20 protein-coding genes are annotated in these 22,390 nt (G+C 50.2%); 16 read left to right on the top strand and 4 right to left on the bottom strand.

Features of this window, described 5'->3' with window-relative positions; translation table 11 throughout:
* Positions 1 to 148: 148 nt before the first annotated feature.
* A complete protein-coding gene (locus SK36_RS07860; protein ID WP_045444237.1) occupies positions 149 to 787 on the top strand; it encodes an RpiB/LacA/LacB family sugar-phosphate isomerase in 639 nt (212 codons plus the stop codon).
* 33 nt (positions 788 to 820) lie between these two features.
* Here SK36_RS07860 and SK36_RS07865 read toward each other — a convergent pair whose 3' ends face one another.
* Positions 821 to 2,242: an MFS transporter gene (locus SK36_RS07865; RefSeq protein ID WP_048221244.1), complete on the bottom strand. Its 1,422-nt coding sequence runs from the start codon at positions 2,240 to 2,242 to the stop codon at positions 821 to 823.
* Positions 2,243 to 2,367: 125 nt separating this feature from the next.
* Between SK36_RS07865 and SK36_RS07870 the strand changes: the two genes are divergently transcribed.
* Positions 2,368 to 2,619, top strand: coding sequence for a DUF2766 family protein (locus tag SK36_RS07870; protein ID WP_045444231.1), 252 nt, complete (start codon positions 2,368 to 2,370; stop codon positions 2,617 to 2,619).
* Positions 2,620 to 2,758: 139 nt separating this feature from the next.
* Here SK36_RS07870 and SK36_RS07875 read toward each other — a convergent pair whose 3' ends face one another.
* Positions 2,759 to 3,262: a non-heme ferritin-like protein gene (locus tag SK36_RS07875; RefSeq protein WP_045444228.1), complete on the bottom strand. Its 504-nt coding sequence runs from the start codon at positions 3,260 to 3,262 to the stop codon at positions 2,759 to 2,761.
* 553 nt (positions 3,263 to 3,815) lie between these two features.
* Here SK36_RS07875 and SK36_RS07880 point away from each other — a divergent pair.
* The 6 genes from SK36_RS07880 (at position 3,816) to otsA (ending at position 10,673) form a co-directional block, all read left to right on the top strand.
* Positions 3,816 to 4,373, top strand: a complete 558-nt coding sequence (locus tag SK36_RS07880) for a DJ-1/PfpI family protein (protein WP_045444225.1) — start codon at positions 3,816 to 3,818, stop codon at positions 4,371 to 4,373.
* A gap of 317 nt (positions 4,374 to 4,690) precedes the next feature.
* Entirely contained in the window at positions 4,691 to 5,680 is a 990-nt protein-coding gene (locus SK36_RS07885; protein WP_045444221.1) for an arabinose ABC transporter substrate-binding protein, read from the top strand.
* A gap of 104 nt (positions 5,681 to 5,784) precedes the next feature.
* The gene (araG, locus tag SK36_RS07890) at positions 5,785 to 7,299 is read left to right on the top strand and encodes an L-arabinose ABC transporter ATP-binding protein AraG (protein WP_048221246.1); all 1,515 of its coding nucleotides are present in this window, start codon (positions 5,785 to 5,787) and stop codon (positions 7,297 to 7,299) included.
* A gap of 14 nt (positions 7,300 to 7,313) precedes the next feature.
* Entirely contained in the window at positions 7,314 to 8,300 is a 987-nt protein-coding gene (gene araH / locus SK36_RS07895; RefSeq protein WP_045444215.1) for an arabinose ABC transporter permease AraH, read from the top strand.
* A 176-nt stretch (positions 8,301 to 8,476) separates the two neighbouring features.
* Positions 8,477 to 9,280, top strand: coding sequence for a trehalose-phosphatase (otsB, locus tag SK36_RS07900; protein ID WP_045444212.1), 804 nt, complete (start codon positions 8,477 to 8,479; stop codon positions 9,278 to 9,280).
* Positions 9,255 to 10,673 carry an alpha,alpha-trehalose-phosphate synthase gene (otsA, locus tag SK36_RS07905; RefSeq protein WP_045444208.1) on the top strand — a complete coding sequence of 473 codons (1,419 nt, stop codon included), beginning with the start codon at positions 9,255 to 9,257 and terminating at the stop codon, positions 10,671 to 10,673. The genes otsB and otsA overlap by 26 nt, the downstream gene beginning before the upstream one ends.
* A 17-nt stretch (positions 10,674 to 10,690) precedes the next feature.
* Here the strand turns inward: otsA and uspC are convergent, their stop codons facing one another.
* Complete coding sequence (uspC, locus tag SK36_RS07910) at positions 10,691 to 11,119, bottom strand: universal stress protein UspC (protein WP_045444205.1); 429 nt, start codon at positions 11,117 to 11,119, stop codon at positions 10,691 to 10,693.
* Between the two features lie 790 nt (positions 11,120 to 11,909).
* Between uspC and flhD the strand changes: the two genes are divergently transcribed.
* From flhD to cheW, 6 genes are all read left to right on the top strand, one after another.
* Positions 11,910 to 12,251 (top strand): flagellar transcriptional regulator FlhD, encoded by a 342-nt coding sequence (gene flhD, locus SK36_RS07915; RefSeq protein ID WP_003034622.1) that lies wholly within the window; start codon positions 11,910 to 11,912, stop codon positions 12,249 to 12,251.
* A 2-nt stretch (positions 12,252 to 12,253) separates the two neighbouring features.
* The gene (gene flhC, locus SK36_RS07920; protein WP_045449675.1) at positions 12,254 to 12,832 is read left to right on the top strand and encodes a flagellar transcriptional regulator FlhC; all 579 of its coding nucleotides are present in this window, start codon (positions 12,254 to 12,256) and stop codon (positions 12,830 to 12,832) included.
* 125 nt (positions 12,833 to 12,957) lie between these two features.
* The gene (gene motA / locus SK36_RS07925) at positions 12,958 to 13,845 is read left to right on the top strand and encodes a flagellar motor stator protein MotA (RefSeq protein WP_048221249.1); all 888 of its coding nucleotides are present in this window, start codon (positions 12,958 to 12,960) and stop codon (positions 13,843 to 13,845) included.
* Positions 13,842 to 14,771, top strand: a complete 930-nt coding sequence (motB, locus tag SK36_RS07930; protein ID WP_045444198.1) for a flagellar motor protein MotB — start codon at positions 13,842 to 13,844, stop codon at positions 14,769 to 14,771. Before motA ends, motB begins: the two co-directional genes overlap by 4 nt.
* Positions 14,772 to 14,781: 10 nt before the next feature.
* Positions 14,782 to 16,815 carry a chemotaxis protein CheA gene (gene cheA / locus SK36_RS07935; protein ID WP_197086137.1) on the top strand — a complete coding sequence of 678 codons (2,034 nt, stop codon included), beginning with the start codon at positions 14,782 to 14,784 and terminating at the stop codon, positions 16,813 to 16,815.
* A 21-nt stretch (positions 16,816 to 16,836) separates the two neighbouring features.
* Positions 16,837 to 17,340: a chemotaxis protein CheW gene (gene cheW / locus SK36_RS07940; protein WP_045444189.1), complete on the top strand. Its 504-nt coding sequence runs from the start codon at positions 16,837 to 16,839 to the stop codon at positions 17,338 to 17,340.
* Between the two features lie 71 nt (positions 17,341 to 17,411).
* On the opposite strand, the gene SK36_RS07945 is transcribed toward cheW, so the two are convergent.
* A complete protein-coding gene (locus tag SK36_RS07945) occupies positions 17,412 to 18,671 on the bottom strand; it encodes a dicarboxylate/amino acid:cation symporter (protein ID WP_045444186.1) in 1,260 nt (419 codons plus the stop codon).
* A gap of 404 nt (positions 18,672 to 19,075) precedes the next feature.
* On the opposite strand from SK36_RS07945, the gene tar reads away from it, so the two are divergent.
* Both tar and tap read left to right on the top strand, forming a co-directional pair.
* Positions 19,076 to 20,737, top strand: coding sequence for a methyl-accepting chemotaxis protein II (gene tar, locus SK36_RS07950; RefSeq protein WP_045444183.1), 1,662 nt, complete (start codon positions 19,076 to 19,078; stop codon positions 20,735 to 20,737).
* Between the two features lie 43 nt (positions 20,738 to 20,780).
* A complete protein-coding gene (gene tap, locus SK36_RS07955) occupies positions 20,781 to 22,382 on the top strand; it encodes a methyl-accepting chemotaxis protein IV (protein WP_048221253.1) in 1,602 nt (533 codons plus the stop codon).
* Positions 22,383 to 22,390: the final 8 nt, after the last annotated feature.

Genomic DNA, 22,390 nt, shown 5'->3' on the forward strand with positions numbered 1-22,390 from the left:
CTGCCGTTTAACGGGGGAAATGTGAGCATCTCATTATTTTTTAAAACTAAATTTCATTAAATTTGAAAGTGTGTTTGAGAGATAGTAATGTGACCTGAATGTTATGACTCATAGCGGAATCCCCGCGACGCATTCAGGAGAATACAGAATGAAAATTGCATTGATGATGGAAAACAGCCAGGCAAGCAAAAACGCGATCATTCATAACGAGCTTAAGGCTGTCGCGGATGAGAAAGGATTTCCTGTCTTCAACGTTGGAATGAGTGACGAAAACGACCATCATTTGACCTATATTCACCTCGGTATTATGGCCAGCATTCTGCTCAATTCCAAAGCGGTCGATTTTGTGGTGACAGGCTGTGGCACCGGACAAGGTGCGATGATGTCGCTGAATATCCATCCTGGTGTGGTGTGTGGCTATTGTCTCGATCCGGCAGATGCCTTCCTGTTTGCGCAGATCAATAATGGTAATGCGCTCTCCCTGGCGTTCGCCAAAGGCTTTGGCTGGGGCGCTGAGCTGAACGTGCGCTACATGTTTGAAAAAGCATTTACAGGTCGTAATGGCGAAGGTTACCCGCCGGAGCGCAAAGAACCGCAGGTGCGTAACGCAGGTATTTTGAATCAGGTGAAAGCGGCAGTGGTAAAAGAAAACTATCTTGATACCCTGCGCGCTATCGATCCTGAACTGGTGAAAACCGCCGTGTCGGGCCCGCGTTTCCAACAGTGTTTCTTTGAAAATTGCCAGGACAAAGCGATCGAAGCGTTTGTCCGTAAGATCATTGGCTAAATCCTGTTGCCCGGTGGTAGCGGTCTGCCGGGCTTAACGATTTTTGTTTGATACCGCGCTTCCTGCATCGCGGGTCAGACGCAATGTATCAACCATACCAATCAGGCAAATGATGGCGATAGCCACAAATGCCAGACGAAAACTGATCCCCGGAATATTGTCCAGCGCCAACCATTCACTGATTTTATCGCCAATTCGGATCCCGATAGCCGCCAGTGATATCCCCAACCCTACCGCTAATTGTGTTGCCGTACTGAACAACGTATTGGCATAGCTCATCTGTGGTGCAGGGACATCCGCGAAGGCAAGCGTGCTGACGCCGGTAAACTGTATCGAGCGGAAAACGCCGCCCAGATATAGCACCAGTAAAATCACCCATACCGGAGTTTGTGGAGTAATCAGTGCGCAGGCCAGCAGCGCCAGAACATTCAGAGCTCCGTTAATCAACAGCAGTTTCTTAAAGCCCAGCCAGCGTATCAATGGTGTGGTGGCTGGTTTAATCGTCAGGTTTCCCACAAACACCGCCAGCACCAGGGATCCGGCATGAAAGGCGTTTATGCCAAAACCGACCTGAAACATTAACGGCAGCAGAAAAGGTACGGCGCTGATAGATGCACGAAACAGTGAGCCGCCGTACATCGTGACGCGGAATGTTGGTACCTGCATAGCCTCCAGACGAATCATCGGCCAGGCGGCATGATGAAAGTGGCGCAGAGCGAATATGAAGGTGGCAATCCCGAGAGTGAGCAGCCCGGCGGTGAGCCAACCCTGAGGCTGTTGTGAACCCAGTAACTCCATGGCGTACACCAGACTGACCATAGCGACAGACATTGCCATAAAACCGGGGAAGTCAAACGGACGGCGCTCGTCGTCATGAATATCCGGAATAATACGTAACGCAAGAGCTATCGCCAGCAGTCCCAACGGTACATTGATAAAAAAGATCCAGCGCCAGTTGGCATAGCTGGTGATAAACCCGCCGAGCGGCGGGCCGATGATCGGGGCAACCAGTGCAGGCCAGGTCAGAGTGGCAATGGCGGTGATTAATTGATGCTTTGGCGTTGTACGCAGGACGGCGAGACGACCGACCGGAACCATCAGTGCGCCGCCCACACCCTGTAATATACGCATCGCCACAAAGCCTTCGAGGCTGGTGGATAATCCGCAAAAGACGGATGCGAGGGTAAATATTGCCAGCGCCAGGGTAAATACCTTACGTGCGCCAAAACGATCGGCTATCCAGCCGCTGGCGGGGATCAGGACCGCCAGCGTAATCAAATAGGCACTGATGCCGATGTTCAGGTCAACCGCCTGCACACCAAAGCTTTTTGCCATATCGGGCAGGGCGGTGGCAATGACCGTGCCATCGATAAATTCCATAAAGAAGGCCCCGGCAACGAGCAGTGCTGCCGGCGAAAGGCCACGTAATTTCTCAACCGCTAAATGTTCACTCATGTCGTGCTTGCCATCTCAAAGAAATTGACTGTTTTTTTTATTTTCAGCGCAGCTACACTGCTTGCGCCGCTATCGTTTCGACAGCTGAATGGGTACTATGACGACCTTTCTATAAGGAGCTCACTATGTCCCAAACACTGAATGCCGATCAGGAACTGCTCTCGGATGTTGTTGCCTGCCAACTGGTTATCAAGCAAATTCTGGATATCATTGATGTCATTGCCCCGGTTGAAGTCCGGGAGAAAATGTCCAGCCAGCTTAAAAACATCGATTTTTCCAGTCACCCGGCGGGTGCCGATCCGGTGACTATGCGTGCAATTCAAAAAGCGGTTGCATTGATCGAACTGAAATTCACTCCGCAGAATGAGTCTCACTAAAATAAACCGTTGTTTCAGGTTTTAGAAAGGTTTTTTTGCGCCTCCCGGAACGGGAGGCGTGAACGTATAGATGACCGAGTGTAAGCCGGGTAAGGTGAATCGCATCACCATCCGGCATGAAAGCAGAGTGAATCAAAGATTAGTGCTGCTGGTAGTTAACGACATTTAGCAGGTGCTTATCCATTTGCGCCATACACAGGCCTGCCTGTTTGGCGCTACGAACTTCATCGAGAATCGTTTGTAACAGCATGCCATCCTGTTGCTGCTCTTTTTCCAGATCGTTCAGAAAATCAATGGTAGGGGCATCGTTCAATGCTTCAGCTTCGATCGCTAAGCGCGACAGCGTGCTGGAGCGCTGCTGATATTCATCAAGCGTTTTTTGAAACAACTCTTCAAGGGATGTCAGCTCATCTCCGGGAACATCGATGGCTTTCACGATAGGATTAGCGCCTGCTTTTTTCATAAAATTAAACACCCGCATCATTTGCGTCACGTTCGCCTGCGCCTGAGTACGCAGAAACGTTGCGGTGCCTGTCAGGCTATGCTCATAGCACCACTCACTAAAGTGAAGGTAGAGATTCGATGCGTAAAACTCAAGATTCATTTGCGCGTTGAGTTTGTGAACAATTCCAACTGCAGCCATATCAATATCCTTATTTCCAGAAAGAAAGCTGTACGTTACTAACGGCAGTACAACGGGCTGTCGCTGCACTTCACATCAACGTACAAGTCATACTGTTAGCAGAATAATTCCGTTCCGCCGGTCCTTTAGGTGACCAAAGAGTGATCTCTTTACCGATCACAAATAATCATAACGCCAGCCTGGTCATAAGAAAATCCTTAAAACTACATATTTATATTTTTTTACATATCGTCATAAAAATATTGTGCATCTGTCGCCGCAGCATAGTGGGGTGTGGTTAACTAATTGATGTATCAGTAATTAATTGCGAATAAAAATAATGAAATGCTATTTCATGTCACAAAAATAAATTCTACAACAAGATAATCTGGTTCTACAGGCGATTTTCAATCATTACGCTAATGGAATTTTTCTGTTCTCAGCGACGCTGATGGAAATTATCTGGTGGTTAATTTTATGCGTCAGATCAGTTTTAACGAATTTAATTACTCTGACGGCATAAATAATTCGGTATTTGTTGTGGTATTTATGTGGGTTAAACGAGGAGTTGTATATGAAGAAGGTTGCGGTACTGCTGGCTCCCGGTTTTGAAGAGGCTGAAGCCATTGTTACCATCGATATTTTGCGTCGTCTTAATATCGATGTTGAGACCCTGGCCTGTGCCGAGTCTCGAGCGGTAGTGAGCTATCACGATATCCCGATGGTGACCGACAGTACTTTGATGGCCCGACTGGAGACCGTTTATGACGCAGTTGTGCTGCCCGGCGGTCCACAGGGAAGCGTTAACCTTGCTGCCAGTGATGCGGTAGTCCAGTTTGTTGCTCGTCATGATGAAGCCGGGAAACTTATCTGCCCGGTTTGTTCTGCCGCAGCCCGGGTGCTGGGCGGTAACGGTTTGTTGAAAGGACGCCGCTATGTGTGCTCTGGTGAACTGTGGGCAAATGTTACTGACGGGGAATATGTTGATGCGCCCGTCGTGGAAGATGGGAATCTTCTCAGTGGTAAAGGTTTAGGGCATATTTTTGATTTTGCTTTCACGCTCTCAGCTCGTCTGTTAGATGATGACGCTTCTGTTCGCGATCACGCCGAACACATTTATTACGCATGGTAATCTCTGGATCCCCGAATGCTTCGGTATTCGGGAACAAGGATTCGCTGGCTGATGTTATGGATTAATCTGCTACTCCTTATTATTCCCTTCAAAAATGCAGCGCTTTTTTATGTCATTTCCCACTGAATTTATGTACGCAATTACTGTAATTCTGTGGTGTGATGCCGCTCTCTTATGGAGAATCAATTTCCCGCTACAACTACTCTCAGCACTGGCGTTGATCTTATCAATCAAAGTAATGCCTTGTTTTATGTCTGAATTACAAAAAATCGTTTGATTTTACCCTACATAAAAGAACGTTAAAGCTGGAGTTAACCATGCACAAATTCACTAAAGCGCTGGCGGCCATCGGTCTGGCTGCCGTTATGTCACAATCCGCTATCGCTGAATCCATGAAGCTCGGTTTCCTGGTGAAACAACCGGAGGAACCCTGGTTCCAGACAGAATGGAATTTTGCGGATAAAGCCGGTAAAGATCTTGGCTTTGAGGTAATTAAAATTGCTGTCCCGGACGGTGAAAAAACCCTTAATGCTATCGACAGCCTGGCGGCAAGTGGCGCAAAAGGGTTCGTGATTTGTACCCCTGACCCGAAACTTGGGCCAGCCATTATGGCCAAGGCACGTGGCTATGATATGAAAGTCATCGCTGTGGATGACCAGTTCGCCAACGCCAAAGGTAAGCCAATGGATACCGTACCGTTGGTAATGATGGCGGCAACAAAAATTGGTGAGCGTCAGGGACAGGAGTTGTACAACGAAATGCAGAAACGCGGCTGGGATGTGAAATCTTCTGCCGTGATGGCCATTACCGCTAATGAACTGGATACCGCACGTCGTCGTACTTCCGGATCAATGGAAGCACTCAAAGCTGCGGGCTTCCCGGAAAAACAGATCTACCAGGTTCCGACCAAATCCAATGATATCCCAGGCGCATTCGACGCCGCCAACTCCATGCTGGTTCAGCACCCAGAGGTTAAACACTGGCTGATTGTCGGTATGAACGACAACACCGTACTGGGTGGCGTTCGTGCTACTGAGGGACAAGGCTTTAAAGCTCCGAACGTGATTGGTATCGGCATTAACGGCGTTGATGCGATTAGTGAACTCTCCAAGGGTGAAGCGACCGGGTTCTATGGCTCACTGCTGCCAAGCCCGGACGTCCACGGCTATAAATCCAGCGAGATGCTCTACAACTGGGTGACTAAAGGCGCAGAACCCCCGGTCTTCACCGAAGTCACGGATGTGGTGTTGATCACCCGCGAAAACTTCAAAGAAGAACTGGCGAAGAAAGGGCTGGGCGGTAAGTAACACGACAATTGTGAAACGTCTGTCCGACCTGCTAACTCCAGGTCGGACAAGGCAACGCCGCCATCCGGCAACAGGTTAGAACGATACTGACTCACGGAGACGTTATGCAACAGTCTACCCCGTATCTCTCATTTCGTGGCATTGGCAAAACCTTTCCTGGCGTTAAGGCGCTAACGGATATCAGCTTTGACTGCTATGCCGGTCAGGTGCATGCCCTGATGGGTGAAAATGGCGCCGGGAAATCAACATTATTAAAAATTCTCAGCGGTAACTATGCGCCAACGACGGGTTCTTTGGTGATCCGCGGACAGGAGGTTTCCTTTGCGGATACAACCACCGCGCTGAACGCCGGTGTCGCCATAATTTATCAGGAGCTGCATCTGGTGCCGGAAATGACCGTCGCCGAGAACATCTATTTAGGCCAGCTTCCGCACAAGGGTGGAATTGTTAATCGCTCGCTACTGAACTACGAAGCAGGTCTGCAGTTAAAACATTTAGGGATGGATATCGATCCGTCCACCCCATTGAAATATCTCTCTATTGGTCAGTGGCAAATGGTGGAGATTGCGAAAGCGTTGGCGCGCAATGCCAAAATTATCGCCTTTGATGAACCAACCAGCTCCCTTTCCGCCAGGGAGATTGAGAATCTGTTTCGCGTCATTCGTGAACTGCGTAATGAGGGGCGCGTCATTCTGTATGTTTCGCACCGAATGGAAGAGATTTTCGCCCTCAGTGATGCCATCACCGTGTTTAAAGATGGTCAGTACGTTAAAACCTTTACGGATATGCAGCAGGTTGATCACGAGGCGCTGGTACAGGCAATGGTGGGGCGTGACCTCGGAGATATCTACGGCTGGAAATCCAGACCTTATGGTGCAGAACGTCTGCGTCTGCATGAGGTGAAGGCGCCCGGTGTACGTACGCCGATCAGTTTATCGGTACGCAGTGGCGAAATCGTCGGGTTGTTCGGGCTGGTTGGAGCCGGACGTAGCGAACTGATGAAAGGGCTGTTTGGAGGGACGCGGATCACCGCCGGTCAGGTGTTTATTGATGAAAAGCCAATCAACATCCGTAAACCCAGCCACGCTATCGAGGCGGGGATGATGCTGTGTCCTGAGGATCGAAAAGCCGAAGGGATTATTCCTGTGCATTCGGTACGTAACAACATCAATATCAGCGCGCGTCGTAAACATGTACTTGGTGGTTGCCTGATCAACAACAACTGGGAAGAAACGAATGCCGACCACCATATTCGCGCACTGAACATTAAAACGCCGGGTGCAGAGCAATTAATCATGAACCTTTCCGGCGGTAATCAGCAGAAGGCCATTCTGGGGCGTTGGTTATCGGAAGAGATGAAAGTGATTCTGCTCGACGAACCTACGCGCGGCATTGATGTGGGTGCGAAACATGAGATTTATAACGTGATCTATGCGCTGGCGGCGCGCGGCGTTGCCGTGCTGTTTGCGTCCAGTGACCTGCCGGAGGTTCTCGGTGTCGCCGACCGTATCGTAGTGATGAGGGAAGGGGAGATTGCGGGGGTGTTACTTCATGAACAGGCGGATGAACGGCAGGCGCTAAGCCTTGCTATGCCTAAAGTCAGCCAGGCTGTAGCCTGAATAAGGAGAGTATAATGTCTTCAGTTTCTACATCGGGTTCTGGCGCATCAAAATCGGCGCTAAATCTTGGCAGAATTTGGGATCAATATGGGATGCTGGTGGTTTTCGCCGCATTGTTCCTGGTTTGCGCCATCTTCGTACCTAACTTTGCCACTTTTATTAATATGAAGGGGCTGGGGCTGGCTGTTTCCATGTCGGGTATGGTCGCCTGCGGGATGCTGTTTTGCCTGGCATCCGGTGACTTTGACCTCTCGGTCGCTTCGGTAATTGCCTGCGCCGGGGTTACAACCGCTGTGGTCATCAATATGACGGAAAGCCTGTGGATTGGCGTTGCCGCAGGACTGTTGTTAGGCGTTCTGTGCGGCCTGGTGAATGGGTTCGTAATTGCACGTTTAAAAATTAATGCGCTGATCACCACGCTTGCAACTATGCAGATTGTTCGCGGTCTGGCCTACATTATCTCCGACGGTAAAGCGGTAGGGATTGAAGACGAGCGCTTTTTTGCACTCGGCTATGCCAACTGGTTAGGGTTGCCGGCACCCATCTGGTTGACGGTAGGCTGCTTTATTATTTTTGGCCTACTGCTGAATAAAACCACCTTTGGACGTAATACGCTGGCAATTGGTGGTAATGAGGAGGCTGCGCGTCTGGCGGGGGTTCCGGTAGTACGCACCAAGATAATTATCTTTATTCTTTCCGGCCTGGTATCCGCCGTTGCGGGGATTATTCTGGCATCACGCATGACCAGCGGCCAGCCAATGACCTCTATCGGTTATGAGCTTATTGTGATTTCAGCCTGTGTTTTAGGGGGCGTTTCACTCAAAGGCGGCATCGGAAAAATCTCATATGTAGTCGCCGGGGTGCTGATTCTTGGAACCGTTGAAAACGCGATGAACCTGCTGAACATTTCTCCGTTTGCACAATATGTGGTTCGAGGCTTAATCCTGCTGGCGGCGGTGATCTTCGACCGTTACAAACAAAAAGCGAAGCGTACTGTTTGATAATTTCATTGCCAACTTTTTAGTCTAGCTTCTCCTCATCGCCAGCCGCTATACCGGCTGGCGATTGTTTTTCCAAATGGCGAGCCTGGTCACACTGTCTATACTTATATCCGTCATACATCACATATACGGCGCGATCCGCGCGTCGCACAGACAATGATGAGGAGGAGATTCGGGTGACAGCATCGCTAACCGTAACCCCTGAGCTATCTGCAAACTGTGCTTATTTTTTCGATCTTGATGGAACCCTGGCAGAGATTAAACCGCATCCTGATCAGGTAGTTGTCCCTAAGACAGTCCTGCATTTGTTACATCGCCTGGCGGCGCAAAATGCGGGAGCACTGGCATTGATTTCAGGGCGCTCAATGGCTGAGCTTGACGTACTCACTACTCCCTTTCGCTTTCCGCTTGCCGGAGTGCATGGGGCAGAACGCCGCGACATCAATGGCCATGCCCATATTGTGAGTCTACCTCAGGATGTTGAACGTGAAATTGGTGTGCTACTAAATGCGGCGATGGCAGAACTGCCAGGCACCACGCTTGAAGCAAAAGGCATGGCTTTTGCCCTGCATTATCGACAGGCTCCTGAGCATGAGGCGGCGCTGTTGGCACTGGCTCAGCACATCATCCATAAATGGCCGCAGCTTGCGCTACAGCCTGGGAAATGCGTCGTGGAGATTAAACCAAAAGGTACGAATAAAGGAGAAGCTATAGATGCCTTTATGCAGGAAGCCCCTTTTGCCGGAAGAGTACCCGTTTTTATTGGTGATGACCTGACGGATGAGGCCGGTTTTAGAGTAGTGAACCGCGCCGGCGGTATCTCCGTAAAGGTGGGAAGCGGGGCGACTCAGGCGACATGGCGTCTGGCAGGCGTAACAGATGTTTGGCGCTGGCTGGAGCAAATCAACTGTCCGCAGCAAGAACAAAAAACAACGAATGACAGGAGAGATAGCTATGAGCCGTTTAGTCGTAGTATCTAATCGAATTGCCTCACCGGATGATAAAGGGAACGCAGGTGGTCTTGCGGTCGGTGTACTGGGCGCTCTGAAGGCCGCAGGCGGGCTATGGTTTGGCTGGAGCGGTGAAACAGGCAATGAAGATAAACCGCTAAAAAAAGTTACCCGCGGCAATATTACCTGGGCATCGTTTAATCTGAGCGAACAGGATTACGAAGAGTATTACTGTCAGTTTTCGAACGCCGTTTTATGGCCTGCATTTCACTACCGGCTGGATCTGGTGCAGTTTCAGCGTCCTGCATGGGAAGGCTATCAGCGGGTGAATGCCTTACTGGTTGATAAACTGCTGCCACTGCTTAGTGATGACGACATCATCTGGGTTCACGACTACCATTTACTCCCGTTTGCCAGTGAACTGCGTAAGCGTGGTGTGAATAACCGTATTGGTTTTTTCCTGCATATTCCTTTTCCGACGCCGGAAATTTTCACCGCGCTACCGCCACACAAAGTATTGCTTGAGCAGTTGTGTGATTTTGATTTACTCGGATTCCAGACCGAAAATGATCGTCAGGCTTTTCTCGATTGTCTGAGCGCTCAAACCAGAGTGACCACACGCGACAAACATCACCATGCCTGGAATAAAGCGTTTCGCACTGAGGTGTATCCTATCGGTATTGCGCCGGATGAAATCGCCAAACAGGCGGCAGGGCCGCTTCCGCCGAAAATGGCGCAGTTAAAGGCTGAATTAAAGAATGTGAAGAATATATTTTCCGTCGAGCGGCTGGATTACTCCAAAGGCCTGCCGGAGCGATTTCAGGCGTATGAGTCTTTGTTAGAAAATTACCCTCAGCACCACGGTAAGATTCGTTATACACAGATAGCGCCGACATCGCGCGAAGAAGTTCAGGCTTATCAGGATATTCGTCATCAGCTAGAGACCGAAGCCGGGCGAATTAACGGCAAATATGGTCAACTGGGCTGGACGCCTCTCTACTACCTGAACCAGTATTTTGACCGCAAATTGCTGATGAAGATTTTCCGTTACTCGGATGTTGGACTGGTTACGCCATTACGGGACGGAATGAATCTGGTGGCAAAAGAGTTTGTCGCCGCACAGGATCCTGCCAATCCCGGCGTACTGGTGTTATCACAGTTTGCCGGGGCGGCGAATGAGCTGGCCTCCGCGCTGATCGTTAACCCTTACGATCGGGATGACGTTGCCAGCGCGTTGAACAGAGCGTTAATCATGCCGCTTGATGAGCGTATTTCGCGTCACGCCGGGATGCTGGAGACGATTGTAAAAAACGATATCGACAACTGGCAGGCCAGTTTTATTCGTGACCTAAAAAAGGTCGCGCCACGTCATGCTGAAAGCCAGCCGCACGACAACGTGGCCTCATTGCCCAAACTGGCCTGAAATCCGATGCTCGGTGATTAGTCACCCGCCAGCGGAACCAGCAGCACATCCACCTGACTTGCGCTGACAACGCTTTTCGCTGAGCAGGATGCTCGCGAAAAGAAGCTCTGGTTATGGTTGCCATAAATGACAAGATCGACAGCGTGCTTGCGGCATACGTCGAGAATATGTTCGTTCAGTGCCCCATAGGTGATGAAGGTGTTTTCAATGGGGTACTGAGCCTCTTTACTGAGCTTATCAATAAAATCCTGTGTCTCTTCTTGCATCACTTCACGCAGGTCTTCCAGCATTGGTGCAGCGAATTGATTATACAGTTCAGGGTCCGAGACAAGGGTTATCAGGCTAATACGGGCATTGACAGGGCGAGCGATAGAAACGGCCTTCGCTAACAGCTGGTGGCTTTCGGGGGTGGCTGCAACAGCAACAAGAATGTGCGCATAGCTCATAACTCGCTCCTTTATATAAGAATTATGAGAGAACTTTCATGTTTACTCGGGTTAGCTCAATACTGCATCGTTTCACCTGACAATAGTGTGAATGCCATCATGATTATTCATTAATTATTCTTATAAATAGAATAATCACGTCAAATGAGCCTGAAATGCATTCAGGTGATTTAAGTGAAATCAACTGCTAATGAAAACAATGTGTTAATAAAAATTAAACATTAATTAACATTTAAGATGTCGTCACCATGCGGTATTAATTAATTGACCTTAATATTTAAGTTGTTGTTTATAAAGCATTTAATGAAATAACGTTTCATAGTGAATAAGTTATTCAGCATGTTATTTCAGTGCGTGATATTAACGCAGGTAAATAAGGCGCTATTCGGTTTCATTGCAATAATATTCGTACGCATGGAATTGAAATGAAGAACGATAGTTCAAAAAACAAGCAAAGTAAAAGCCGCGCTGATGGATTTATGTTAATCCTTTAGCTACTTTATGTGATCTGTGTCACATATTCTTTAAATTCGCAGCATCGCTCCGTTGTATGTGTAACGGGTGGCGGGTAGAGTTGCGTCGAATTAGGAAAAATCTTAGACATTTGTAAGAATTGATGTGAGCTTGTAAGGAACGCGGCCTTCTTAAAAGGGAATGTTTACACAACGCGTAAGTGCCGTAACGCTGCTATGTATTTGACCTTTTGTTTTTTTTACCGGGCCTTCCCGGCGACATCACGGGGTGCGGTTTTACCGCATAAAAATCATGTTGGTTATTATGGATGCAAATAATGCATACATCCGAGTTGCTGAAACACATTTATGACATCAATTTGTCATATTTATTGCTTGCACAGCGTTTGATCGTTCAGGATAAAGCATCCGCGATGTTCCGCCTTGGTATCAGCGAAGAGATGGCGGACACGTTGGCAACACTAACACTTCCTCAAATGGTCAAACTGGCTGAAACAAATCAACTGGTATGTCATTTCCGTTTCGATGATCACCAAACTGTTACTCGACTGACGCAAGATTCTCGCGTTGACGATCTTCAGCAAATTCACACCGGTATCATGCTTTCAACGCGTCTGTTAAGCGACATTGATGATGCGGCGCGTAAGAAAAGGGCTTGATGATGAGCGAAAAAAGCATTGTTCAGGAAGCGCGTGATATCCAACTAGCGATGGAATTAATCACATTGGGCGCCCGTTTGCAAATGCTGGAAAGCGAAACGCAGTTAAGCCGTGGCCGACTCATTAAGCTCTACAAAGAATTACGCGGTAGCCCTCCGCCAAAAGGGATGCTCCCTTTCTCAACCGACTGGTTTATGACGTGGGAGCAAAATATACATGCTTCTATGTTTTGCAACGCCTGGCAGTTTCTTCTTAAAACGGGTCTGTGCAGCGGCGTGGATGCCGTAATTAAAGCCTACCGTTTATATCTTGAACAGTGTCCGCAGCCTGAGGAAGGACCCTTGCTGGCGTTAACACGCGCGTGGACTCTTGTGCGCTTTGTCGACAGTGGCTTGCTGGAACTGTCCACCTGCAACTGCTGCGGCGGGAATTTTATTACTCACGCGCATCAACCAGTGGGCAGCTTTGCATGCAGTTTATGCCAGCCGCCATCGCGGGCCGTAAAAAGACGTAAACTTTCCCAGAATGCTGCCGATATTATTCCACAACTGCTGGATGAACAGATCGAACAGGCTGTTTAACTGATACGGTGTGGATAAACACTCCAGCAGCGGTAAGAGATTACCGCTGCTTTTTTTTGTCCTGACCTCTGAGTTAACTGCCCGACTGCGCATCCTGTCATAGTCAATTGCGAAAGGATGATGTCGTGCTTATCTTATTAGGTTACCTGGTTGTTATTGGTACAGTTTTCGGCGGTTATATGATGACCGGCGGACACCTTGGGGCACTCTATCAACCGGCTGAGCTGGTGATCATCGGTGGTGCGGGTATTGGGGCATTCATCGTCGGCAATAACGGCAAAGCCATCAAAGGGACGATGAAAGCGATCCCGTTGCTTTTTCGTCGCTCGAAATACACCAAAGCCATGTATATGGATCTGCTGGCACTGCTTTATCGCCTGATGGCCAAGTCTCGTCAGCAGGGCATGTTCTCGCTCGAGCGCGATATTGAAAACCCAAAAGAAAGTGAAATTTTCGCCAGTTATCCGCGCATCCTCGCGGATGCCATCATGCTTGATTTTATCGTCGATTACCTGCGCCTGATTATCAGCGGCAATATGAATACGTTTGAAATTGAAGCGCTGATGGACGAAGAAATTGAGACTCATGAGAGTGAATCTGAAGTCCCGGCCAACAGCCTGGCGATGGTCGGTGATTCTTTACCCGCATTCGGTATCGTGGCGGCAGTTATGGGCGTTGTGCATGCACTGGCCTCAGCCGATCGTCCGGCGGCTGAACTGGGCGCGCTGATTGCGCACGCCATGGTAGGAACCTTCCTCGGTATTTTACTGGCCTATGGATTCATTTCTCCGCTTGCCAGCGTACTGCGCCAGAAGAGTGCTGAAACGACCAAAATGATGCAGTGCGTGAAGATCACTCTGCTCTCAAACCTGAATGGCTATGCCCCTCCTATTGCCGTCGAATTTGGTCGTAAAACGCTGTATTCCAGTGAGCGTCCTTCGTTTATCGAACTGGAAGAACATGTTCGTGCGGTGAGAAACCCGACTCCGCAGCAAACGACCGAGGACGCATGAAAAATCAGGCCCATCCTATTATCGTCGTAAAACGACGAAAACATAAAAATCACGGCGGTGGGGCGCATGGTTCATGGAAAATTGCCTACGCCGATTTTATGACTGCGATGATGGCCTTCTTTCTGGTGATGTGGCTGATTTCCATTTCCAGCCCGAAAGAGTTGATCCAGATTGCAGAGTATTTTCGTACCCCTCTGGCCACTGCGGTGACCGGTGGAAATCGTATTTCGAATAGCCAAAGCCCAATACCTGGCGGCGGGGACGATTACACCCAGCAACAGGGTGAAGTGAATAAGCAGCCGAATATCGATGACCTGAGAAAGCGCATGGAGCAGAGTCGCTTGAGTAAATTACGCGGTGATCTGGACCAGTTAATCGAGTCCGATCCTAAACTGCGTGCGCTACGTCCGCATTTGAAGATTGATTTAGTTCAGGAAGGGCTGCGGATTCAGATTATCGACAGCCAGAACCGCCCGATGTTTAAGACTGGCAGCGCCGAGGTTGAGCCTTACATGCGCGATATCCTGCGAGCCATTGCACCTGTCCTGAATGGGATCCCTAACCGCATCAGTCTCTCCGGCCATACGGATGATTATCCTTATGCCAACGGCGAGAAAGGGTACAGCAACTGGGAGTTGTCTGCCGATCGCGCCAATGCATCGCGTCGCGAGCTGGTCAGCGGAGGCCTGGACACGGGAAAAGTATTACGGGTGGTAGGCATGGCCGCCACGATGCGTCTGAGCGATCGCGGTCCTGAGGACGCCATCAACCGCCGTATAAGTCTGCTGGTACTCAATAAGCAGGCGGAAGAGGCCATTTTGCATGAAAACGCTGAAAGCCAGAATGAGCCGGTAAGTGTATTACAACAGCCTGCGGCAATGCCGTCGGCAAGCGTTCCCACATCGCCACCAGCCAATCCGAGGTGATAGCGTGAGCATGGATATTAGCGATTTTTATCAGACCTTTTTTGATGAAGCTGACGAACTGTTGGCCGACATGGAGCAGCACCTGCTTGATTTGGTTCCTGAAGCCCCGGATTCCGAACAACTGAATGCCATTTTTCGTGCAGCGCACTCGATTAAAGGCGGCGCGGGCACCTTCGGCTTTACTATTTTGCAGGAAACGACCCATTTAATGGAAAACCTGCTGGATGAAGCGCGGCGTGGCGAGATGCAGCTCAATGCCGACATTATCAACCTGTTTTTGGAAACGAAAGATATTATGCAGGAACAGCTCGACGCCTATAAAAACTCAGAGGAGCCGGATGCCGCCAGCTTTGAGTACATTTGTAATGCGTTACGACAGTTAGCGCTCGAAGCCAAAGGCGAAACCGCACCGGCGGTCGTCAACTCCGCCAAACTGAGCGTTGTTGACAGTGCGGCGATGCAGGAAGAGGCGATGGCACCAGACGCCCCGACAGCAGGTGAAGAGGTCAAAAAACGTATTGTTCTCTCGCGTCTGAAAACCAGTGAAGTAGATTTACTGGAAGAGGAACTGGGGAATCTGGCGACCTTGACGGATGTGGTAAAGGGAAGCGATTCGCTGTCGGCAACGCTCGATGGTGACCTCGCAGAAGATGACATTATCGCCGTGCTCTGCTTCGTGATCGAAGCCGATCAGATTGAATTTGAAACCGTCACTTCAGCACCTGCTGAAGCGGAAGTTGCAGCGGTTGCCGTCGTCGACGAGCCGCAGCCGGTTGCCCCGGTGCCAGCGGTTAAAGTGGCCGCCAGTGAACCGCAACATGGACGTGCGGAACGTGAAAAACCTGCTCGTGCGAGTGAGTCAACCAGCATTCGCGTAGCGGTAGAGAAAGTCGATCAGTTGATTAACCTGGTCGGTGAATTGGTGATTACGCAGTCGATGCTGGCCCAACGTTCTAACGAATTGGATCCGGTAAATCACGGCGATCTCATCACCAGCATGGGTCAGTTACAACGTAACGCCCGCGATTTGCAAGAATCGGTGATGTCGATTCGTATGATGCCTATGGAGTACGTCTTCAGCCGTTTCCCTCGTCTGGTTCGCGATCTGGCGGGCAAACTGGGTAAACAGGTCGAGCTGACGCAGATTGGTAGCTCTACTGAACTCGACAAGAGTCTGATTGAGCGCATTATCGATCCGCTGACGCACCTGGTGCGTAACAGCCTTGATCACGGTATTGAACTGCCGGAAAAACGCCTCGAGTCCGGGAAAAGTCCGATCGGTAATTTGACGCTTTCTGCTGAACACCAGGGCGGGAATATCTGTATCGAAGTTACCGACGACGGCGCAGGCTTGAACCGTGAGCGTATCCTGGCGAAAGCTATCTCCCAGGGGATGCCAATCCACGACAACATGAGCGATGACGAAGTCGGCATGCTGATCTTCGCGCCTGGTTTCTCGACCGCCGAACAGGTAACGGATGTTTCCGGCCGTGGTGTCGGTATGGATGTGGTGAAGCGTAATATCCAGGAGATGGGAGGACATGTTGAGATCCAGTCAAAACAAGGCCAAGGTACGACTATCAGGATTTTGCTGCCGCTAACGCTGGCTATCCTTGATGGCATGTCCGTCCGCGTGGCGGATGAGGTGTTTATTCTGCCGCTGAATGCCGTCATGGAATCACTGCAACCCCGCGAAGAAGATCTCCATCCGCTGGCCGGGGGAGAACGTGTTCTGGAAGTGCGCGGCGAATATCTACCGCTGGTTGAGTTGTGGAAAGTCTTTGAAGTCGAAGCTGCAAAAACCGAAGCGACTCAGGGCATCGTGGTGATTTTGCAAAGCGCGGGGCGTCGATACGCGCTGTTGGTTGATCAGTTAATTGGTCAACACCAGGTGGTGGTAAAAAACCTGGAAAGCAACTACCGCAAAGTGCCTGGCATCTCTGCTGCAACGATCCTCGGCGACGGTAGCGTCGCGCTGATTGTCGATGTTTCTGCATTGCAGGGGTTAAACCGCGAACAACGTGTGGCGATCACAGCCGCCTGATTGAGTAAGAAAGGGAATAATATGACCGGTATGAGTAATGTAACTAAACTGGCCGGCGAACCGTCAGGTCAGGAATTCCTCGTGTTCACGCTGGGGGATGAAGAGTACGGTATCGATATCCTGAAAGTGCAGGAAATTCGTGGCTACGATCAGGTCACGCGTATCGCCAATACACCTTCTTTTATTAAAGGGGTCACTAACCTGCGCGGTGTGATTGTGCCGATCGTTGACCTGCGTGTGAAGTTCAGCCAGAGCGATGTTGATTACAACGAGAACACCGTAGTGATTGTACTGAATCTGGGACAACGTGTGGTGGGTATTGTGGTTGATGGTGTTTCTGATGTGTTGTCGCTGACTACAGATCAAATCCGTCCTGCGCCGGAATTTGCGGTCACGCTGTCAACGGAATACCTGACCGGACTGGGCGCGCTGGGCGATCGGATGCTGATTCTGGTAAATATTGAGAAGTTGCTTAACAGCGAAGAGATGGCGTTGTTGGATATTGCGGCTAATCACGTGGCATAAATAAAGCCGGAACACAGTGGCATATTTCAAAGGGCCGGGTAAGCGTTAGCGATACCCGGCTTTTTTACTCCTTACACTTTCTGCTCAACCAGTTCGGGTTCTTCCTGTAGTAAACCTTCATCCTTCGCCAGCATTGCCGTAGCGATCCCGTTGCCTAAAACGTTAATCGCCGAACGTCCCATATCGAGGAAGTGGTCAATACCCATCAGTAACAGGATCCCTGCAACCGGAATATTGAAGTTCGGAATGGTCGCAGCCAGTACCACCAGCGCTGAGCGTGGCACACCTGCAATCCCTTTTGAAGCCAACATCAGCGTTAGCATCAGTACGGTAATTTCCGCGAATGAGAGGTGGATGTTATAGGCCTGAGCGATAAACATTGAGGCAAATGAGCAATACACCATCGAGCCGACCAGGTTAAACGAATAGCCGATGGGTAGCACAAACGACACAATATTGCGGGAGCAGCCAAACGTCGTTAACTGTTCCAGTGTTTTCGGATAGGCTGCCTCTGAGCTGCTGGTAGTGAAGGCGACCAACACCGGATCTTTCAGCATGCTGACCAGCCGGAACACCTCTTTCTTCAGCACGATGTAACCTACAGCCAGCAATACCAGACAGGTCAGCAGGATGGCGACGTAATAGCCGCCAATAAATGAGGCGTAGTTGAGCAGAATACCCAATCCCTGCGTGGCAATGACGGAAGAGATAGCGGCGAAGATAGCCAGCGGCGCGACGTACATAACATAACCCGTCACCTTCAACATAATGTGGGAAACCACGTCCAGCGCAGCGACCAGCGGCGCGTTAAATTTCTCACCCAGCGATGCCCCACCGATACCGAAGAACATTGAGAACACGACGATTTGCAGGATCTCATTGTTTGCCATGGCGTCGGCAATGCTGGTTGGGATGGTATGAGACAGAAAACCTTTCAGGCTCATACCACCGACGGCCAGACCGGTATCCGTTGCTTCCAGCGGAATCGCCAGGTTCAGCCCGCTTCCCGGTTGCTCAAGGGAGACAACGAAAAGGCCTACCAGAATAGACAGTACAGAGGAACTGATAAACCAGATCATCGCTTTACCGCCAACGCGCCCGATAGTCGACGTTTCTCCCAGGCGCATGATACCGACAGTCAGCGTGCTAAAGACTAAAGGTGCGATGACCATTTTAATCAGCCGCAAGAAGATGTCGGTAAGCAGTGTAATATTATCAGCCCAGGTGGTAACGACACCTGGGGAGGCATAGGAGTGGATCACCGCGCCCGACAGGATCCCCGCCAGCATGAAGATCACGATAAACAACGTGAGTTTGTTTGCACTTGCCACTAAAAAGCCCTCTCAGGATTTAACATTTATTGATCGGTTACTCATTTTTTATACTTATTAAGTGGTAACGAAATATTCATCATATAAATTGAATTAAAGCGTACTCGGATACAACTTTTTTTAATTTTTTATCCATTTTGTTGTGGTATTTGAGGCGTGATTATGTGATCGGAATCACATAGTGGCATTCAGTGATGGTCAGTTAGTCGTCGTAATAACCGTTTTCTCGTGTTATACACATGATAATTATGGTGTTTATTTGTTGGCGATTTGTGGCGTCAGCACGTTAATGTATTCACATCAGCCTCAGCCGTTCATTTCCCCCAGGTTTTCCTTTTCGCAAACGTAAAGTTATCTCAGTGAGTGCCGATAACGTTGATAACTCGTTTTCAGGAAGGTGCCTTATGTTTAACCGTATCCGCGTTGTAACAATGCTGATGATGGTGCTGGGGGTTTTCGCACTGCTACAGCTTGTTTCCGGTGGTCTGTTGTTCTCGTCATTGCAACAGAACCAGCAAAGTTTTGTTATTTCAAACGATCTTCGACAGCAGCAAAGTGAACTCACCTCAACATGGGACTTAATGCTGCAAACGCGCATTAACCTGAGCCGTTCATCGGCGCGCATGATGATGGACGCATCTAATCAGCAGAGCAGCGCGAAAAACGATCTGCTGAAGAATGCGAAAGGCACATTGGCGCAAGCAGAAGCGCATTACGCAAACTTTAAAAACATCACACCTTTGCCTGATATGGCAGAAGCCAGCGGCAACGTTGATGAGAAATATCAGCAGTATCATGCGGCGTTAGCGGAGCTGGTTCAGTTCCTGGAAAGCGGCAATATGGATGCATATTTCGCTCAGCCTACTCAGGGGATGCAAAACGCCCTCGGTGAAGCGTTAGGAAAATATGCCAGCGTTAGCGAAAAACTCTACCTGCATGCTTTTGATGAAAGTGCACGGGATTACCACTTTGCCCAGTGGCAGCTCGGTATTCTGGCCGTGGTACTGGTGCTGATTCTGGTGGTGGTCTGGTACGGCATACGTCATACCTTGCTCAACCCGTTGTCCCGCGTTATTGCCCATATTCGTGAGATTGCCAGCGGTAATTTAACAACATCGCTGACCGTCAGCGGGCGTAATGAAATCGGCGAACTGGCAAGCACTGTCGATCATATGCAGCGTTCGCTGATTGAAACGGTAACGCTGGTGCGTGAAGGATCCGATGCGATTTATTCCGGCACCAGTGAAATTGCCAGTGGCAACACTGACCTTTCATCCCGTACTGAGCAGCAGGCTTCTGCGCTGGAAGAAACCGCAGCCAGCATGGAGCAGCTTACGGCAACTGTTAAGCAAAACGCGGATAACGCGCGTCAGGCATCTCAACTGGCGAAAAGCGCCTCCGATACGGCCCAACATGGCGGCAAAGTGGTTGATGGTGTGGTTAACACCATGCACGAAATAGCCGACAGTTCGAAGAAAATTGCCGACATCATCAGCGTCATTGACGGTATCGCATTCCAGACCAACATTCTTGCGTTGAACGCAGCGGTAGAAGCCGCCCGTGCAGGTGAGCAGGGCCGTGGTTTTGCGGTGGTGGCGGGAGAAGTGCGTAACCTGGCGAGCCGTAGCGCGCAGGCGGCGAAAGAGATTAAAGCCTTAATTGAAGATTCTGTCTCGCGGGTCGATACCGGTTCTGTTCTGGTAGAAAGCGCCGGAGAAACCATGAATGACATCGTCAATGCAGTGACGCGCGTCACTGACATTATGGGTGAAATTGCTTCGGCTTCTGATGAACAAAGTCGCGGGATAGACCAGGTTGCGCTTGCCGTATCTGAGATGGACCGCGTGACGCAACAGAACGCCTCGCTGGTACAGGAGTCCGCCGCCGCTGCAGCAGCACTGGAAGAACAGGCCAGTCGCTTAACCCAGTCCGTATCAACCTTCCGCCTGGCATCACGTCCAGTGTCGGCTAAATTGCGTGATACCCGGCCTTCTGCAACAACGGCTCCGGCGTCGCATCCGCGACAGACGGCTACCGAACAAGACACTAATTGGGAAACATTTTGACTGATAGTTGAACCGCGGCCCGCGCCGCCTGATGGGAGCGTTGATGTTTAATCGTATTCGAATTTCGACCACGCTGTTTTTGATTTTAATCCTCTGCGGTGTTTTGCAGATTGGCAGTAATGGCTTGTCTTTCTGGGCATTTCGGGACGGTTTTCAGAGTCTCAATCAGGTCGAACAGAGTAATCAGCAACGCGCTGCGTTGGCGCAAACCCGCGCTGTGTTATTACAGGCCAGTACAGCGTTAAACAAGGCCGGGACGCTGACTGCTCTTAGCTATCCGCCAGAGGAGATTAAAGCGCTGATGATCCTTGCGCGAGATAGCCTGGCGCAGTCTGGATTGCTGTTTAAACGTTTTATGGCGACGACTCAGAATGCGGGAGAAGGGAACGCGCTACAAAACGCGACGGAGAAAAGTTTCATCCAGTGGCATAGCGATCTGGAGCATCAGGCGACCTGGCTTGAAAGTAATCAGTTGTCAGATTTTTTGACTGCGCCAGTGCAGGCGTCTCAGGACGATTTTGATAAGAACGTTAACGCATGGCAGAGCAACATTGACCGTGTTTTGCAGACGGCAGGGGAACATAGCCAGCGTAATTACCATATGTCGGCGGTGATTTTCGCCAGCATGCTGGTGCTGGCAGTACTGTTAACAACCGCGGGATTGTTCTGGTCACGCAAAATGATTGTGCAGCCGCTGGCTATTATTGGTAGTCATTTCGACAGCATCGCGGCGGGGAACCTCGCACGACCGGTTGCGGTGTATGGCCGTAATGAAATATCAGCTATTTTTGCCAGCCTGAAGTCGATGCAACAGGCGCTGCGCACAACGGTGAATGATGTTCGCCAGGGCAGTTCCGCGATGCATACCGGGATCTCGGAGATAGCGATGGGCAATAACGATTTGTCTTCGCGTACCGAGCAGCAGGCTGCATCGCTGGCTCAAACAGCAGCCAGTATGGAACAGCTTACCGCCACCGTTGGACAGAATGCCGATAATGCGCGCCAGGCATCCGGAATAGCGAAAAGTGCCGCAGACACTGCGCACAAAGGTGGTGAACAGACGGCTAAAGTCGCCAGTACGATGCATGAGATTACAGCCAGTTCGCAAAAGATAGGCGACATTATCGGCGTGATTGACAGCATTGCTTTTCAGACCAACATTCTGGCACTCAACGCCGCAGTAGAAGCCGCCCGTGCAGGTGAACAGGGGCGTGGCTTTGCCGTGGTGGCTGGGGAAGTTCGTAATCTGGCCAGCCGCAGCGCGCAGGCTGCGAAAGAAATCAAAGGACTGATTGAGGAGTCCGTCACCCGTGTGCATCAGGGATCGCAACTGGTGGATATGGCGGCGCGCACTATGACAGAGATTGTCAGCTCGGTTACCCGGGTTAACGACATTATGGGGGAGATTGCCTCGGCCTCCGATGAACAACGTAGAGGAATTGAGCAGGTGGCGCAGGCCGTCAGCCAAATGGACTCGGTGACGCAGCAAAACGCCGGACTGGTCGAAGAGGCAGCCGCTGCTACCGGGCAACTGGCCGATCAGGCCGATCATCTCTCAGCTTGCGTCGCGTTTTTTAAGCTTGAAGAGCAAACCGTAGTACAACGAGAACTGGCGCAGCCAAAGGTTGTACCTGTTGTATCCTGAATGTGATT

It is taken from the genome of Citrobacter sp. MGH106, assembly GCF_001037495.1.
GTDB lineage: Bacteria > Pseudomonadota > Gammaproteobacteria > Enterobacterales > Enterobacteriaceae > Citrobacter > Citrobacter murliniae.

What these genes read in the sequence shown, in the direction of transcription:
- araH (WP_045444215.1), top strand. Translation starts at nt 7,314, where the DNA reads ATGTCTTCAGTTTCTACATCGGGTTCTGGCGCATCAAAATCGGCGCTA.
- SK36_RS07880 (WP_045444225.1), top strand. Translation starts at nt 3,816, where the DNA reads ATGAAGAAGGTTGCGGTACTGCTGGCTCCCGGTTTTGAAGAGGCTGAA.
- tar (WP_045444183.1), top strand. Translation starts at nt 19,076, where the DNA reads ATGTTTAACCGTATCCGCGTTGTAACAATGCTGATGATGGTGCTGGGG.
- SK36_RS07885 (WP_045444221.1), top strand. Translation starts at nt 4,691, where the DNA reads ATGCACAAATTCACTAAAGCGCTGGCGGCCATCGGTCTGGCTGCCGTT.
- flhD (WP_003034622.1), top strand. Translation starts at nt 11,910, where the DNA reads ATGCATACATCCGAGTTGCTGAAACACATTTATGACATCAATTTGTCA.
- SK36_RS07860 (WP_045444237.1), top strand. Translation starts at nt 149, where the DNA reads ATGAAAATTGCATTGATGATGGAAAACAGCCAGGCAAGCAAAAACGCG.
- SK36_RS07865 (WP_048221244.1), bottom strand. Translation starts at nt 2,242, where the DNA reads ATGAGTGAACATTTAGCGGTTGAGAAATTACGTGGCCTTTCGCCGGCA.
- araG (WP_048221246.1), top strand. Translation starts at nt 5,785, where the DNA reads ATGCAACAGTCTACCCCGTATCTCTCATTTCGTGGCATTGGCAAAACC.
- motB (WP_045444198.1), top strand. Translation starts at nt 13,842, where the DNA reads ATGAAAAATCAGGCCCATCCTATTATCGTCGTAAAACGACGAAAACAT.
- SK36_RS07870 (WP_045444231.1), top strand. Translation starts at nt 2,368, where the DNA reads ATGTCCCAAACACTGAATGCCGATCAGGAACTGCTCTCGGATGTTGTT.
- cheW (WP_045444189.1), top strand. Translation starts at nt 16,837, where the DNA reads ATGACCGGTATGAGTAATGTAACTAAACTGGCCGGCGAACCGTCAGGT.
- SK36_RS07875 (WP_045444228.1), bottom strand. Translation starts at nt 3,262, where the DNA reads ATGGCTGCAGTTGGAATTGTTCACAAACTCAACGCGCAAATGAATCTT.
- uspC (WP_045444205.1), bottom strand. Translation starts at nt 11,119, where the DNA reads ATGAGCTATGCGCACATTCTTGTTGCTGTTGCAGCCACCCCCGAAAGC.
- tap (WP_048221253.1), top strand. Translation starts at nt 20,781, where the DNA reads ATGTTTAATCGTATTCGAATTTCGACCACGCTGTTTTTGATTTTAATC.
- otsA (WP_045444208.1), top strand. Translation starts at nt 9,255, where the DNA reads ATGAGCCGTTTAGTCGTAGTATCTAATCGAATTGCCTCACCGGATGAT.
- cheA (WP_197086137.1), top strand. Translation starts at nt 14,782, where the DNA reads ATGGATATTAGCGATTTTTATCAGACCTTTTTTGATGAAGCTGACGAA.
- flhC (WP_045449675.1), top strand. Translation starts at nt 12,254, where the DNA reads ATGAGCGAAAAAAGCATTGTTCAGGAAGCGCGTGATATCCAACTAGCG.